Source organism: Rhodoferax sp. SPJ4, from assembly GCF_058216275.1.
The window spans coordinates 1468275-1481776 of record NZ_JBYZMN010000001.1; the positions used below are offsets into that span (position 1 = coordinate 1468275).

14 protein-coding genes are annotated in these 13502 nt (G+C 67.7%); 1 reads left to right on the top strand and 13 read right to left on the bottom strand.

The window, feature by feature from the left end:
- Positions 1-15: 15 nt before the first annotated feature.
- The 3 genes from ybgF to tolB are packed head-to-tail and all read right to left on the bottom strand — an operon-like array spanning position 16 to position 2635.
- On the bottom strand, positions 16-813 hold the full coding sequence (gene ybgF / locus AC4BAR_RS07125; RefSeq protein ID WP_490627108.1) for a tol-pal system protein YbgF: 798 nt from the start codon (positions 811-813) through the stop codon (positions 16-18).
- Between the two features lie 13 nt (positions 814-826).
- Positions 827-1369, bottom strand: coding sequence for an OmpA family protein (locus AC4BAR_RS07130; RefSeq protein WP_490627109.1), 543 nt, complete (start codon positions 1367-1369; stop codon positions 827-829).
- Positions 1370-1399: 30 nt separating this feature from the next.
- Entirely contained in the window at positions 1400-2635 is a 1236-nt protein-coding gene (gene tolB / locus AC4BAR_RS07135; RefSeq protein ID WP_490627211.1) for a Tol-Pal system beta propeller repeat protein TolB, read from the bottom strand.
- A gap of 232 nt (positions 2636-2867) precedes the next feature.
- Between tolB and msbA the strand changes: the two genes are divergently transcribed.
- Complete coding sequence (gene msbA, locus AC4BAR_RS07140) at positions 2868-4661, top strand: lipid A export permease/ATP-binding protein MsbA (protein WP_490627110.1); 1794 nt, start codon at positions 2868-2870, stop codon at positions 4659-4661.
- A gap of 4 nt (positions 4662-4665) precedes the next feature.
- Here the strand turns inward: msbA and AC4BAR_RS07145 are convergent, their stop codons facing one another.
- The 10 genes from AC4BAR_RS07145 to AC4BAR_RS07190 all read right to left on the bottom strand — a co-directional run bounded on the left by AC4BAR_RS07145 (position 4666) and on the right by AC4BAR_RS07190 (position 13490).
- Positions 4666-5778 (bottom strand): glycosyltransferase family 9 protein, encoded by a 1113-nt coding sequence (locus tag AC4BAR_RS07145; protein ID WP_490627111.1) that lies wholly within the window; start codon positions 5776-5778, stop codon positions 4666-4668.
- Positions 5768-6538, bottom strand: a complete 771-nt coding sequence (locus AC4BAR_RS07150; RefSeq protein ID WP_490627112.1) for a glycosyltransferase family 2 protein — start codon at positions 6536-6538, stop codon at positions 5768-5770. Before AC4BAR_RS07150 ends, AC4BAR_RS07145 begins: the two co-directional genes overlap by 11 nt.
- A gap of 17 nt (positions 6539-6555) precedes the next feature.
- A complete protein-coding gene (rng, locus tag AC4BAR_RS07155; protein ID WP_490627113.1) occupies positions 6556-8043 on the bottom strand; it encodes a ribonuclease G in 1488 nt (495 codons plus the stop codon).
- 4 nt (positions 8044-8047) lie between these two features.
- Positions 8048-8650 carry a Maf family protein gene (locus AC4BAR_RS07160; protein ID WP_490627114.1) on the bottom strand — a complete coding sequence of 201 codons (603 nt, stop codon included), beginning with the start codon at positions 8648-8650 and terminating at the stop codon, positions 8048-8050.
- A gap of 58 nt (positions 8651-8708) precedes the next feature.
- On the bottom strand, positions 8709-9176 hold the full coding sequence (rlmH, locus tag AC4BAR_RS07165) for a 23S rRNA (pseudouridine(1915)-N(3))-methyltransferase RlmH (RefSeq protein WP_490627115.1): 468 nt from the start codon (positions 9174-9176) through the stop codon (positions 8709-8711).
- A 19-nt stretch (positions 9177-9195) separates the two neighbouring features.
- Positions 9196-9876, bottom strand: a complete 681-nt coding sequence (rsfS, locus tag AC4BAR_RS07170) for a ribosome silencing factor (protein ID WP_490627116.1) — start codon at positions 9874-9876, stop codon at positions 9196-9198.
- A complete protein-coding gene (gene nadD / locus AC4BAR_RS07175; protein ID WP_490627117.1) occupies positions 9876-10499 on the bottom strand; it encodes a nicotinate (nicotinamide) nucleotide adenylyltransferase in 624 nt (207 codons plus the stop codon). Before nadD ends, rsfS begins: the two co-directional genes overlap by 1 nt.
- Positions 10496-11404 carry an oxygen-dependent coproporphyrinogen oxidase gene (gene hemF / locus AC4BAR_RS07180; RefSeq protein ID WP_490627118.1) on the bottom strand — a complete coding sequence of 303 codons (909 nt, stop codon included), beginning with the start codon at positions 11402-11404 and terminating at the stop codon, positions 10496-10498. The genes nadD and hemF overlap by 4 nt, the downstream gene beginning before the upstream one ends.
- 10 nt (positions 11405-11414) lie before the next feature.
- A complete protein-coding gene (purD, locus tag AC4BAR_RS07185) occupies positions 11415-12704 on the bottom strand; it encodes a phosphoribosylamine--glycine ligase (protein WP_490627119.1) in 1290 nt (429 codons plus the stop codon).
- Positions 12705-12770: 66 nt separating this feature from the next.
- Positions 12771-13490 carry a YebC/PmpR family DNA-binding transcriptional regulator gene (locus AC4BAR_RS07190; protein ID WP_490627120.1) on the bottom strand — a complete coding sequence of 240 codons (720 nt, stop codon included), beginning with the start codon at positions 13488-13490 and terminating at the stop codon, positions 12771-12773.
- Positions 13491-13502: the final 12 nt, after the last annotated feature.

Consider the following 13502-nt stretch of genomic DNA (forward strand, 5'->3'; position numbering starts at 1 on the left):
GGACTGAACGGGTGTTTACTTCAGCTTGGCCAGCCGGTCACGGGCCTGGGCGGCGGCATCCGACTGCGGGTAGGCGCGCACCACTTCCTGCAGCGACTGGCGGGCACCGGCGTTGTCATTCAACTCCAGCTGGCTGTTGGCGGTGGCCAGCACCGCATCGGCGGCACGCGGATGGTCGGGCGCCTCGGCCACCATGGCCTTCAGGTTGGCCACCGCATTCTTGTAGTCCTGCGTGGCGTACTGCGCATTGCCCAGCCAGAAGCGGGCCGAGGGAATGAAGCCGCTGCCCTGGTACCGGCGCACGAAATCGCCAAAGGCTGCCGACGCACCGGCAAAGTCACCCTTGCGGAACAGGGCCAGACCGCCTTCGAAGTCGCGCTTTTCCTGGGCTTCGGCCAGGAACTCACGGCCGTCGACGCTGACCTTGAACGGCTCGAGCTTGCGCAGACGGTCTTCGTAGCCCTGCAGACCGGACTGCTGGCGCTTCTGGGACTCGGCAAAGTCGCGTGTCACCTGGTCGTTCTGGGCCCGCAGGCGGGCGATTTCACCGCGCAGCGCTTCCACCTGGCTCTGCATATCCAGCACGATGCCACGCAGCGAGTTGCTGGTGTCCACCGCCCGGGTGACCTCTTCGGTCAGTCGCAGCTGGCTGGCATTGGACGCGGCCTTCTCGGCATCCAGGCGTTGGCGCAACTCCAGGATGGCTTTGCGCGCATCGCGGTCGTCAAAAAACTGGGCATGGGCCTGCAGGGCGCAAAAGCCGGCAAAGGCCACGGCGGCAATGCGGGACAGGCGGAGAACAGAGTGGTTCATGGTTTTCAATCGCTCAGTAAATGATCACCGCACGGCGGTTTTGCGCCCGGCTGGCGTCGTCGCTGCCAGAGGCGGCCGGTTTTTCCTTGCCATAGCTCACGGTTTCCACCTGGCTCTCCAGGGCACCTGCCCGCACCAGCGCCTGGCGCACCACATCGGCACGGCGCTGGCCCAGCGCCAGGTTGTACTCGCGGCCGCCGGCATCGTCGGTGTGCCCTTCGACCTGCAGCGTACGCCGACCATCCTGCTTCAGCTGGCCCGCATAGGCTTCCACCGTCGGCAAAAACTCGGGCTTCAGCGCGGCACTGTCATAGTCGAAATAAATCACCGGCGAGGTGTTGGCCAGGGCCTTGGTGGCGCGCTCGGCGGGCGACTCCAGCCCCACACCTTCGACACCCGAGCGCGCGGCCACTTGGCCGGCGGCAGCCCCACCGTCGGCGGGGGCGGCGACCGGTGCACCTTGTCGGTCTTCCACCGGCACGTCGTTCAGGTTGACACTGGAGGCACAGCCAGCGGCCAGCACCATCGCTGCACTGGCGAGAAAAAACTTGATCATGGAGTCGACAACAAAGGAAAAGAACAGGCCTTATTTGAGGAAGGGGCCCCAGGCAGGTTCCCGCAGATCGCCGGGTGCGCCGGTCAGGCGGGACTTGACCTTGCCGTCCAGCGTGGTCGTCATCAGCGAATCACGGCCGCCTTGCACGGTGGCGTAAATGACCAATCGGCTGTTGGGCGAGAAGCTGGGGCTTTCATCGGCGGTGGTGTCGGTCAGCGTGGTGACGTTGCCGCTGCCCAGGTCCATCAGCTTGAGCTTGTAGCCACCGCCTTCGCGCGACACATAGGCCATCCAGCGGCCATCCGGGCTGATGGCGGGCGAGATGTTGTAGCTGCCGTTGAAGGTCACGCGGGTGATGGCACCGCTGCCGCTGGACGGCATGCGGTAGATCTGCGGCTGGCCGCCGCGGTCGCTGACAAAGTAGATCGAGTCGCCATTGGGCGAGTAGGTGGCTTCGGTGTCAATGCTGGGCGACTGCACCAGGCGGCGTGGCTCACCGCCCGCCGCGTCGATGCTGAACAGCTGCGAACCACCGTCGCGGCTCAGCGTGACGGCCAGCGCCTTGCCGTCCGGCGCCCAGGCCGGTGCGCTGTTGGAGCCACGGAAGCTGGCCAGCAGGCGGCGCTTGCCGGTGGCCACGTCGTGCACATAAACGATGGGCTTGCGGGTCTCGAAAGACACATAGGCCAGCTGGTCGCCGTTGGGCGACCAGGCCGGCGAGATGATGGGCTCGGAGCTGGCCAGCGCGCTCTGCGCACCTTCGCCGTCGGCATCGGCCACCCACAGGTTGTAGCGGTTGCCGGAGCGGGTGACGTAGGCCAGGCGGGTCGAGAAGATGCCCTTCTCGCCGGTGAGCTTTTCATACACGTAGTCGGCAATGCGGTGGGCCGCCAGACGCAGGTCCACCTCGGCCACCGAGAAGCTCTGGCCACCGAGGTCGGCGTTGCGCACCGCATCCCACAGGCGGAAACGCACGTCGTAGCGGCCGTTGCTGAGACGGCGCACGCTGCCGGTCACCAGCGAGTCGGCGCCCTTTTGGCGCCACGGCGCCATGTCGGGGCGCGACAACTCGTCCAGCACATTGCCCGCGCCGTCAATGGCGCGGAACTGGCCGCTGCGTTCCAGGTCGGCCTGCACGATGCCGCCCACCGGTTGGGGAGCCAGCTCGTTGCCCTTGAAGGGCACGATGGCAATCGGCAGCTGGGTCAGGCCCACCCCCGTCACGTCCACCTTGACCTGCGCAAAGCCGGTCTGGGCGACCAGCATCGCGAAGAACAAACACACGCTTTTGATCAGGCCGCCGCTGACCGACTTGGTTGCACACATATTCATGGAAAATAGTGGAAAAGGAAGCAAGTACTTTAACAGTCCTCGCCGCTGTCAAAATACAGAACCGGCAAATTCACACGGGCAATGGCAGGGACCAACACCGCCCTTGGCCCACCCCCTTCCCGGCCTGGCCGCCGATGAACCTTGGCACATTCAGCGACCTCACTCCATGGCCGAAACCGCCCCCCCCACACCCCCGCCCCGCAAGGTGCCTGTCACCCTGCAGGGACTGAAGCGCCTGCAGCCGTTTTTTGGCGGGGCCCGTACCGCCTGGCTGCTGGCAGTGCTGGCCACCATCGTCGGCTCGGCCACCGAGCCCATGATTCCCGCCTTGTTGCAGCCGCTGCTGGACCGCGGCTTCCAGCAGGGATCTTTCAGCCTGTGGCTGGTGCCTGTGGCGCTGCTGGGGCTGTTCGGTGTGCGGGGCCTGAGCGGTTTTCTGGCCCAGGTGGCGCTGGCCAAGGTGGCCAACGACGGCATGCTGCTGCTGCGGCGGGCGCTGTTCGAGCGGCTGCTGAACGCTGACATGGCCTTGTTCACCCGGCAATCGGCCAGCGCGCTGTCCAACACTGTGGTCTATGAGGTGCAGACCGGCTCGCAGCTGCTGGTGAGCGCGCTGCTGAGCCTGGCCCGCGACGGCCTGACGCTGCTGGCCTTGCTGGGGTATCTGTTTTTCCTGAACTGGAAGCTGACGCTGATCGTGGCCCTGCTGTTCCCGGCGGTGGCGCTGGTGATGCGCACCCTGTCCCGGCGGCTGTACCGCATCACCAAGGCCAGTCAGTCGGCCACCGACAACCTGGCCTATGTGGTGGAAGAAAACGTGCTGGCCCACCGCATGGTGCGCCTGCACGCCGCCCAGCCGGCCCAGGCCGAGCGTTTCGAGCAGCTCAGCCAGGGCATGCGCCGCCTGGCCATGAAGTCCACCATCGCCTCCTCGGCCATGACACCGCTGACGCAGATGATGGCGGCGCTGGCGCTGTCAGCGGTAATCACGGTGGCGCTGTGGCAAAGCAGCACCACCGGCGTCACGGTGGGCAGCTTCGTGGCCTTTGTCACCGCGATGCTGATGCTGGTGGCGCCCATCAAGCACCTGTCGGAAATCGCCAGCCCCATCACCCGTGGCCTGGCCGCGCTGGAGCGTGGCCTGTCGCTGATCGAGCAGGTGCCCGCCGAGCCCGAAGGTGAACACGCCCTGCCCCGTGCCAGCGGGCGCATCGCCTTCGAGCAGGTGGTGGTGCAGTACGACAGCGCGGCCGAGCCGGCCCTGCACGGCGTGACGCTGGCCATCCAGCCCGGCGAGGTGGTGGCCCTGGTCGGACCGTCGGGCTCGGGCAAAACCACGCTGGCCAATTTGCTGCCGCGCTTTGTGCTGCCCAGCGGCGGCCGGGTGCTGCTGGACGGCCACGACCTGGCCAGCTGGCGGCTGAGCGCGCTGCGCGAGCAGTTCGCCATGGTGAGCCAGGATGTGGTGATGCTCAACGCCTCGCTGGCCGACAACGTGGCCCTGGGCCGGCCGCTGGACCGCGGCCGTGTGTCGCAATGCCTGCAAGCCGCCAACCTGGGCGACTTCGTCAAGGGCCTGCCACTGGGCATGGACACCGTGACCGGTCACAACGCCGCCCAGCTCTCGGGTGGCCAGCGGCAACGGCTGGCGATTGCCCGGGCGCTGTACAAGGACGCGCCCATCCTGATCCTGGACGAAGCCACCTCGGCGCTGGACACCGAGTCCGAGCGCCTGGTGCAGGACGCCTTGCAGCGGCTGATGACCGGGCGCACCACGCTGGTCATTGCCCACCGCCTGAGCACCATCGAACACGCCGACCGGGTGGTGGTGATGGCGCAAGGCCGCATCGTGGAACAAGGCACGCACGCCGAGCTGCTGCGCCAGGGTGGCACCTACAGCCGGTTGCAGGCCCAGGCGGCGCGCTCGCCGGCGGCCCTGGCGCCCGACACGCCGGCCTGAGCCCTCAGGCTGGCGGGTTCGCCCGGCCCTGCAGGAGGGTGTCCACCACCGCCAGCACCTGGGCGCTGGGCAACTCGTCCAGGCAGCGGCTGTGGCTTTGGAGGTGCCGCTCACAGCCCTCCTGCTGGCAGGGCATGCAGGCGGGCTCGGGGTTTTGCAGCAGCCAAACGTTGGCGCGGCGCTGCACCCGCTCGGCGGCGGCGAAGCCCGGCACCACCCCCCCCTCACCCGCCGAAGCCTGGCTGATCGGGCCCCAGATGCGCGGATCGGTGGGGCCAAACAGCGTCACCGTGGGCACGCCGCAGCTCGCCGCCAGATGGGTGGTGAAGGTGTCGGGGCCGACAAACAGCCGGGCGCCGGCGATCACCGAGCCGGCCTGGGCAAAGTCCACCGAGGCGTCGGCCCGCAGCAGGCCGCTGCAGCCCTCGAACAGCTTGTCCAGGTAGGCCTGCTCTTCGGCGGCCTGGCTGCCAGTGACCACCACCGCCAGACCGGCGGCCTGCAAATGGGCCACCAGCGCTCGCCAGCCGGCCGTGTGCCAGCGCTTGTAGTTCCAGCGCGGGCTGGGGTTGAGCACGGCATAGGGCTGGCCGGCCTCCCGCAGCGCCTGCACCGGCGCCCACAGCCTGGGGGCCTGCGGTGGCCGCATCTGCAGCAAACCCTGCACGCCCGCCGCCTCGGCGATTTGGGCGCACAGCGCGGCAATCGGTGCGCCAGGCATCTCGGCCACGCTGCGCGGCGCCAGCCAGCGCTTCCACCAGGCATGGGCGGCACGCAGCGGCAGCGCGCCCACGCGTTCGGGCGCGGCCGCCCACAACACCAGATGGGGGTAGTCGCCGGAATGGGTGGTCAGCGCCAGGTCGTAGCGGCGCCACACCTGGCGCAGCATGGCCAGCCGCAACTTGGGCTTGGCGCGCGGCGGCAGGGTCAGCACCCGGTCGACACAGCCGTTGCCCTTGAGCACGCCCTCCATGCCCTCGTACACCAGGTAATCGACCTGGCAACCGGGCCAGCGCCGCTTGACGCCGTCGGCAATCAGCGTGCTGATCAGCAGGTCACCGAGGAAACGCAGCGAAACAACCAGCACCCGCCGGGGTGCTGCGGGCTCACGGGGCATGGGGGTGGTCGCTGGCCTGCCGGTTCAGGCAGTAAAGGGTGAAGTACTTGCCGAACGAGGCCTGGGCCTGCATGGTGCAGACCGCAAAGCCCAGGGCGCCGTCGAGAAAACCCAGCCGGAACACGTAGCTGCGGACAAAGGCCACCGCACCGGCCAGCGCGGCGCGCAGCATGCTGGTCTGCCGGCCGGCGGCGTGCCGCTGCTGGGCCCAGGCCAGGCTGTAGGACTCCAGCTTGCGCCAGTAGTGGGCGGGGGTGGGGTAGCTGTCGTGCAGCATCACCTGGCTCAGCCGGGCCGGTGCGCCGCCGCTGGCCACCACCCGCTCGTGCACCAGGTCGTCGCTGAAGCGGGCGGTGCCGCGCCGGAACAGCCGCAGCACATGGTCGGGGGTCCAGCCGCAATGGTGGATCCACTGGCCACAAAAGCGCGTCAGCCGCGGGATCTCGAAGGCGTCGGCGCGGCCCGAGGCCACCGCGTCCAGAATCTGCTGTTGCAGCGCAGGGGTGATGCGTTCGTCGGCGTCGATGGACAGCACCCAGTCGCCGGTGGCCATGTCCAGCGCCCGGTTTTTCTGCAGGCCAAAGCCGGGCCAGTCGGGGGTTTGCAACACCCGGGCACCATGGGCCTGGGCGATGGCGACGGTGGCGTCGGTGCTGCCACTGTCGACCACGATGAGCTCGTCGGCAAAGGCCACCGAGGCCAGGCAACCGGGCAGGTTGGCGGCCTCGTTTTTGGTGATGAGGATGACGGACAGGCTCATGGGACTCGGGGTGGCGCTCACAGCAGCACGATATCGTACTGTTCCTGCCCCATCGCACCCTCGGTCTGCAGCGAGATCGGCTTGCCGATGAAGTCGCTCAGGCCGGCCAGGTGGGTGCTCTCTTCGTCCAGCAACAGCTCCACCACCTGCGGTGAGGCCACGACCCGGAACTCGCGCGGGCTGAACTGCCGGGCCTCGCGCAGGATTTCGCGCAGGATGTCGTAGACCACGCTGCGCGGCGTTTTCACCACGCCTTTGCCGTCGCACACCGGGCAGGACTCGCACAGCAAATGCACCAGCGACTCGCGGGTGCGTTTGCGCGTCATCTCCACCAGCCCCAGCTGCGAGAAGCCGCCGGCGGTGGTTTTCACCCGGTCCCGTCCCAGTTGTTTGCGCAGCTCGGCCAGCACCGCCTCACGGTGGTCTTCGCGCGTCATGTCGATGAAGTCCACGATGATGATGCCGCCCAGGTTGCGCAAACGCAGCTGGCGTGCAATCGCCTGCGCGGCCTCCAGGTTGGTCTTGAAAATGGTGTCGTCGAAATTGCGGGCGCCGACGAAGCCGCCGGTGTTCACATCCACCGTGGTCAAGGCCTCGGTCTGGTCGACGATCAAATAGCCGCCCGACTTCAGCTCGACCCGCCGGCCCAGGGCCTTGGCGATTTCCTCGTCGATGGAAAACAGATCAAAGATCGGCCGCTCGCCCTTGTACAGCTGCACCTTGCCCACGGTGTCGGGCATGAACTCCTGGCCAAAGGCCTGCAACACCTCGAACTGCTCGCGCGAGTCGAGGCGCACCGACTGCGTGTCCTCGCCGGTCAGGTCGCGCAGCACCCGTTGCAGCAGGCTCAGGTCCTGGTGCAGCAGCGATTTGGGCGGTTGCTTGAGCGCCGCGTCCTTGATGCGGGCCCAGGTCTTGCGCAAATAGGCGATGTCCTGCGCCAATTCGGCGTCGGTCGCGTCTTCGCCATTGGTGCGCAGGATGAAGCCGCCGCCGCCCTCGCTGGCCAGCGCGGCCAGTCGCTCCTTCAGCGCCTGGCGCTGCTCGAACGGGATTTTTTGCGACACACCCAGGTGGTTGTCCTGCGGCAGAAACACCAGCATGCGGCCGGCGATGCTGATTTGCGTGGACAGCCGGGCGCCCTTGCTGCCGATCGGGTCCTTGATGACCTGCACCATCAGCGCCTGGCCCTCGAACACCTGGCGCTCGATGGGCACCACCGGGGCTGCGGGCGCACCCGAAGCCTTGTCGGCCTCGGCATGGCGCGGTGTGGTGCCGTTGTTCACCAGGTCGGCCACATGCAAAAAAGCGGCCCGGTCCAGGCCGATGTCGATGAAGGCCGACTGCATGCCTGGCAGCACCCGCGCAACCTTGCCCAGGTAGACGTTGCCCACCCGGCCCCGCTCCAGGGTGCGTTCCAGGTGCAACTCCTGCACCGCGCCGTACTCGACCACGGCGACGCGGGTTTCCTGGGGCGACCAGTTGATCAGGATGTCTTGGTTCATGGCGTCAGAATTTCAGGCCCAGCGAGCGCAGCAGCGCGGCGGTCTCGAACAGGGGCAGGCCCATGATGCCAGAGTAGCTGCCGCTAATGCGGGCGATGAAGGCCGCCGCCCTGCCCTGCACCGCGTAGGCGCCGGCCTTGCCCAGCGGCTCGCCGCTGGCCACGTAGCGGCGGATCTCGGCCGGGCTCAGCGCGCTGAACTGCACCTGCGAGCGGCTCACCACCAGGGCACGCTGCCGGCCGTGCTGCACCGCCACCGCGGTCAGCACCTGGTGGGTTTGGCCCGACAGTTCACGCAGCATGCGGGCGGCGTCGCGTGCATCGTGCGGCTTGCCGTAGATACGCCGGCCCAGCGCCACCGTGGTGTCGGAACACAGCACCGGTGCGGCCGGCAGGCCTCGTGCGGCCAGTCGGGCCACCGCCGCGTCCAGCTTGAGCCCGGTGACCCGTTTCACATAAGCCAATGGCGCCTCCTGGCCATGCACAGCCTCCAGCGCTTCGGCGTCTTCGCTGGCGTCGGCCAGCAGCAGCTGGTGGGCCACGCCCAGTTGCTCCAGCAGCTGGCGGCGGCGCGGGCTTTGCGAGGCAAGGTAAATGAAATCGGTCATGCGGGCTCTCAACGGCAAAAGGGGGCAGCGCCGCACACGCCGTGGCCGGCGCGGGCCATCATTCTCGATGGTAGGGGTGACCGGCGTTGACCGACCAGGCGCGGTACAGCTGCTCCACCAGCAGCACCCGCACCATGGCATGGGGCAGGGTCAGGTCGGACAAGCGGATGCGTTCGTGGGCGGCCTGTTTGAAGGCCGGGTCCAGGCCGTCGGGCCCGCCAATCACCAGGGCCACGTCGTCGCTTTCCAGCTGCCAGCCCTTGAGCCGGCTGGCCAGCGCCACCGTGGTCAGCGCCGTGCCGCGCTCGTCCAGCGCCACGATGCGGGTGCCACGGGGAATGGCGGCCTCGATGCGTTCGCGCTCGGCCGCGTACAGCTGCTCCAGGGTTTTGGAACCGCGCGCCTCGGTCTTGACGGCTTTCAGCTCCACCCGCAGCTCGGGCGGGAAGCGTTTGGCGTAGTCGTCCCAGGCGGTCTGGGCCCAGTCGGGCACCCGCTGGCCCACCGCCACCACAAAGAGTTTCACACCGACCCCGCGCCGGTGCTCATGCCTTGCGGGCGGGCGCCTTCTTGGCCGGGGCCTTCTTCGCTGCCACGGCCTTCTTGGCCGGCGCTTTCTTGGCAGCGGGCTTCACCACCACGGTCTTGATGGGGGCCTTGCTGGCGGGTGTTTTGGCGGCAGGTTTGGCGGCTGACTTGGCACCCGGCCGGGCCCGCTTGGCCGGGGCCTTGGCCTCGCGGGCGGCCTGCTCGGCCGCCTTCACCGCGGACTTGGCCGCGCTGCTGCGGCGCAGCGTGGGCTCGGCCTTGGGCGCTGCCTTCTTGGCCGGGGCCTTTTCCGGCAGGGCCGGCTTGGCCGCGCCCAGCTTCAGCCGCACCGGGGTGTCGCCCCACAGCTCTTCCAGGTGGTAGTACTGGCGGATGGTGGGTTGCATGACATGCACCACGGCCGCGCCACAGTCGACGATGATCCACTCGCCGTTGTCTTCACCCTCGATGCGCGGCTTGTGAAAACCGGCCTCGCGCACCGCGTCGCGCACGCTGGCGGCCAGCGCCCGGGTTTGCCGGTTGGAGGTGCCCGACGCCACGATGACCCGCTCGAACAAGGCCGACAAATGCTCGGTGTTGAAAACCTGGATATCCTGGGCCTTCACGTCTTCCAGGCCATCGACGATCGCCCGCTGGAGTTTCTGGGTGTTTTTCTTGGCAGCGGCTTCTGTGGTCATCAGGCGGGTCGGTAGAGGTGATGGAGGTCAATATAGCGCGCAACCGGTGCAGGCACCAGATGCGCAATGCCCTGGCCGTGGGCCAGGCGCTGCCGGATGTCGGTGGCGCTCAGGGGCGTGAGGGGCAGGTGCAGCCGTTCGAAACGGCCAGAGGCCTCGTTTATAGCATCAAACGGGTCGTTTCCCGGCGTCGAGTCTTCGCGTTCAGCTATTGAAATGCTAGCAATCTGCAGAATCTCCTGCCACGCCCGCCAGGTTGGCAGGGCCCGCGCCTGGTCGGCGCCCAGCACCAGAAAGAACTGCGCTCCGGGGTGCTGGGCCTGCAGTTCGTGCAGCGTGTCGATGGTGTAGCTGGGGCCGGTGCGGCGCAGTTCGCGGTCGTCCACCACCACGCGGGGCAGGTCGGCAAAGGCCAGTTGGGCCATGGCCAGCCGGTGCGCGGCGGCGGTCAATATGCGAGCCTTGTGCCAGGCCTGACCGGTCGGCAAGACATGCAAAACGTCCAGCGCCAGCTGGTCACGCGCGACCCGGGCCAGCGCCACATGGGCCCGATGCGGCGGGTCGAAGGCGCCGCCGAACAGACCCACACGGGGGCTGGCGGCGACCGCGCTGGTGCGGGTCAAACCCAGTCCCGCGCCTGCAGGAAATGGCTGTACAGCCGGGCCTCGGCCGAGTCCGGCGCGTTCTGGCGGCTGTACGACCAGCTGGCCAGCGGCGGCATGGACAGCAGGATGGACTCGGTACGGCCACCCGATTGCAGGCCGAAATGCGTGCCCCGGTCCCAGACCAGGTTGAACTCCACATAGCGGCCACGCCGGTAGAGCTGGAACTCGCGCTCGCGCTCGCCGTAGGGGGTGTCTTTGCGACGGGCCACGATGGGCAGGTAGGCGTCCAGCAGCGACGAGCCCACCGCCTGCATCATGGCCAGGCTGCGCTCGAAGCCCAGCTCGGAAAAGTCGTCGAAAAACACCCCGCCCACGCCGCGCGGCTCGTTGCGGTGCTTGAGGAAAAAATACTCGTCGCACCAGGCCTTGAAGCGCGGGTATTTGTCGTCGCCAAACGGGGCCAGGGTCTGCTGGCACACGCGATGGAAATGGGTGGCATCCTCGTCAAAGCCGTAGTAAGGCGTCAGGTCCATGCCACCGCCGAACCAGCACACCACCTTCCTGCCCTCGGGCTTGGCAGCCAGCATGCGCACGTTCATGTGCACCGTGGGCACATAGGGGTTGCGCGGGTGAAACACCAGCGACACGCCCATGGCCTCAAACGGCGCGCCCGACAGCTCGGGCCGGTGCTGGGTGGCCGAAGGCGGCAGGCGGGGCCCGGTGACATGCGAGAAGCCGCAGCCGGCCCGCTCGAACACCGCCCCGCCCTCCAGGATTTGCGTGACGCCGTTGCCCTGCAAGACCTCGCCCGGCGGCTTTTGCCAGGGGTCGGCGGTGAACCGGCCACCGTCGACCGCGGCAATGCCGTCGACGATGCTTTGCTGCAGGCCCAGCAGGTAGGCGCGAACCACATCAACGCTCATGGGTGCTGACTCACTTGACGGCGCGGTGGCCGATGTCGTGGCGGTACTGGGCGCCGTCGAAATGGATGGCGGCGGCCAGCTCGTTGGCCTTTTGCTGCGCCGCCTTGACCGACTCGGCCAGCACGGTGACACACAGCACCCGGCCGCCGGTGGTGCGCACCGTGTCGCCGTCCTGCGCGGTGCCGGCATGGAAAACCACCGCGTCGTCGCTGTCCTTGGGCAGGCCGGTGATGGGGTCGCCCTTGCGCGGGCTCAAGGGGTAGCCGTGGGCGGCCATCACCACGCCCAGCGCCACATGGCGGTCCCATTGCAGCTCGATGTCGTCGATGCGGCCATGGGGGCCGGTTTCGGTGGCGGCCCACAGCAGGTCGAACAGGTCGGACTTCAGCCGCATCATGATGGGCTGGGTTTCCGGGTCGCCCATGCGGCAGTTGAACTCCAGCGTTTTGGGCCGGCCCTGGGCGTCGATCATCAGGCCGGCGTACAGAAAGCCCGAATAGGGAATGCCGTCTTTTTCCATGCCCTTGATGGTGGGCAGGATGATTTCGCGCATCGCGCGGGCGTGCACGTCGGGAGTGACCACCGGCGCTGGCGAGTAGGCGCCCATGCCACCGGTGTTGGGGCCCTGGTCGCCGTCGAGCAGGCGCTTGTGGTCCTGGCTGGTGGCCAGCGCGGCGACGTTCTTGCCGTCACACAGCACGATGAAGCTGGCTTCCTCGCCCTGCAAAAACTCCTCGATCACCACCCGCGCGCCGCCGTCGTTGTGCTGCACGCCCAGGGTGTTGTCGACCAGCATGAAGTCCACCGCCTCGTGGGCCTCGGCCAGCGTCATCGCCACCACCACGCCCTTGCCGGCGGCCAGGCCGTCGGCCTTGACGACGATGGGCGCGCCCATCTTCTCCACATAGGCGTGGGCGGCCACCGGGTCGGTGAAGGTCTCGTACTCGGCGGTGGGGATGGCGTGGCGCTTCATGAAGGCCTTGGAGAAGGCTTTGGAACTTTCCAGCTGGGCGGCGGCCTTGGTCGGGCCGAAGATGCGCAGGCCATGGGCGCGGAACTCGTCCACCACACCGGCGGCCAGCGGCTGCTCGGGACCGACCACGGTCAGCGCGATCTTGTGCTCCTGGGCCCAGGCCCGCAGCGCCTGCACATCGGTGATGGGGATGTTTTCCAGCCGGTCGTCCAGCGCCGTGCCACCGTTGCCAGGCGCCACAGAGACCGACTGCACCTTGGGCGACTGGCTGAGCTTCCAGGCCAGCGCATGCTCCCGGCCGCCGCCGCCAATGACCAATACTTTCATCAAATTTCTTTCAACTGTTCAAAATTAAGACCGGCACCGAGGCGCCATGCGGCGCGTGGGGCTTCATCACAGGGCGGCGTTGTGGAAGACGTTTTGCACGTCGTCCAGTTCTTCCAGCGCATCGAGGATTTTTTGCATTTTCGCGGCGTCGTCGCCGCTGAGTTCGATTTCGTTTTCCGGACGCATGGTCACTTCGGCCACTTCTGGCGTCAGGCCAGCGGCCTGCAAGGCGTTTTTCACTGCCTCGAAGTCGGCCGGCGAGGTCAGCACCTCGATGGCGCCGTCGGCATGGCTCACCACGTCGTCGGCGCCGGCTTCCAGCGCCAGCTCCATCAGCTTGTCTTCGTCGGTGCCAGGGGCAAACACCAGCTGGCCGCAGTGTTTGAACTGGAAGGCCACCGAGCCGTTGGTGCCCATGTTGCCGCCGTGCTTGTTGAAGGCGTGGCGCACCTCGGCCACGGTGCGCACATGGTTGTCGGTCATGGTGTCCACCACGATCGCGGCGCCGCCGATGCCATAACCTTCGTAGCGGATTTCCTCGTAATGCACACCCTCGGCATTGCCGGTGGCCTTGTCGATGTTGTACTTGACGCGGTCGGCCGGCATGTTGGCCGCCTTGGCCTTGTCCACCGCCAGGCGCAGCCGCGGGTTGGCGCTCAGGTCGCCGCCACCGGCACGGGCGGCCACGGTGATCTCACGGATGATGCGGGTCCAGATCTTGCCGCGCTTCTCGTCCTGGCGGCCCTTGCGGTGCTGAATATTCGCCCATTTGCTGTGTCCGGCCACGAAAAATCCCTC

Coding starts and splice junctions, on each gene's coding strand:
- ybgF (WP_490627108.1), bottom strand. CDS start 813: ATGAACCACTCTGTTCTCCGCCTGTCCCGCATTGCCGCCGTGGCCTTT.
- AC4BAR_RS07130 (WP_490627109.1), bottom strand. CDS start 1,369: ATGATCAAGTTTTTTCTCGCCAGTGCAGCGATGGTGCTGGCCGCTGGC.
- tolB (WP_490627211.1), bottom strand. CDS start 2,635: ATGCTGGTCGCCCAGACCGGCTTTGCGCAGGTCAAGGTGGACGTGACG.
- msbA (WP_490627110.1), top strand. CDS start 2,868: ATGGCCGAAACCGCCCCCCCCACACCCCCGCCCCGCAAGGTGCCTGTC.
- AC4BAR_RS07145 (WP_490627111.1), bottom strand. CDS start 5,778: ATGCCCCGTGAGCCCGCAGCACCCCGGCGGGTGCTGGTTGTTTCGCTG.
- AC4BAR_RS07150 (WP_490627112.1), bottom strand. CDS start 6,538: ATGAGCCTGTCCGTCATCCTCATCACCAAAAACGAGGCCGCCAACCTG.
- rng (WP_490627113.1), bottom strand. CDS start 8,043: ATGAACCAAGACATCCTGATCAACTGGTCGCCCCAGGAAACCCGCGTC.
- AC4BAR_RS07160 (WP_490627114.1), bottom strand. CDS start 8,650: ATGACCGATTTCATTTACCTTGCCTCGCAAAGCCCGCGCCGCCGCCAG.
- rsfS (WP_490627116.1), bottom strand. CDS start 9,876: ATGACCACAGAAGCCGCTGCCAAGAAAAACACCCAGAAACTCCAGCGG.
- hemF (WP_490627118.1), bottom strand. CDS start 11,404: ATGAGCGTTGATGTGGTTCGCGCCTACCTGCTGGGCCTGCAGCAAAGC.
- purD (WP_490627119.1), bottom strand. CDS start 12,704: ATGAAAGTATTGGTCATTGGCGGCGGCGGCCGGGAGCATGCGCTGGCC.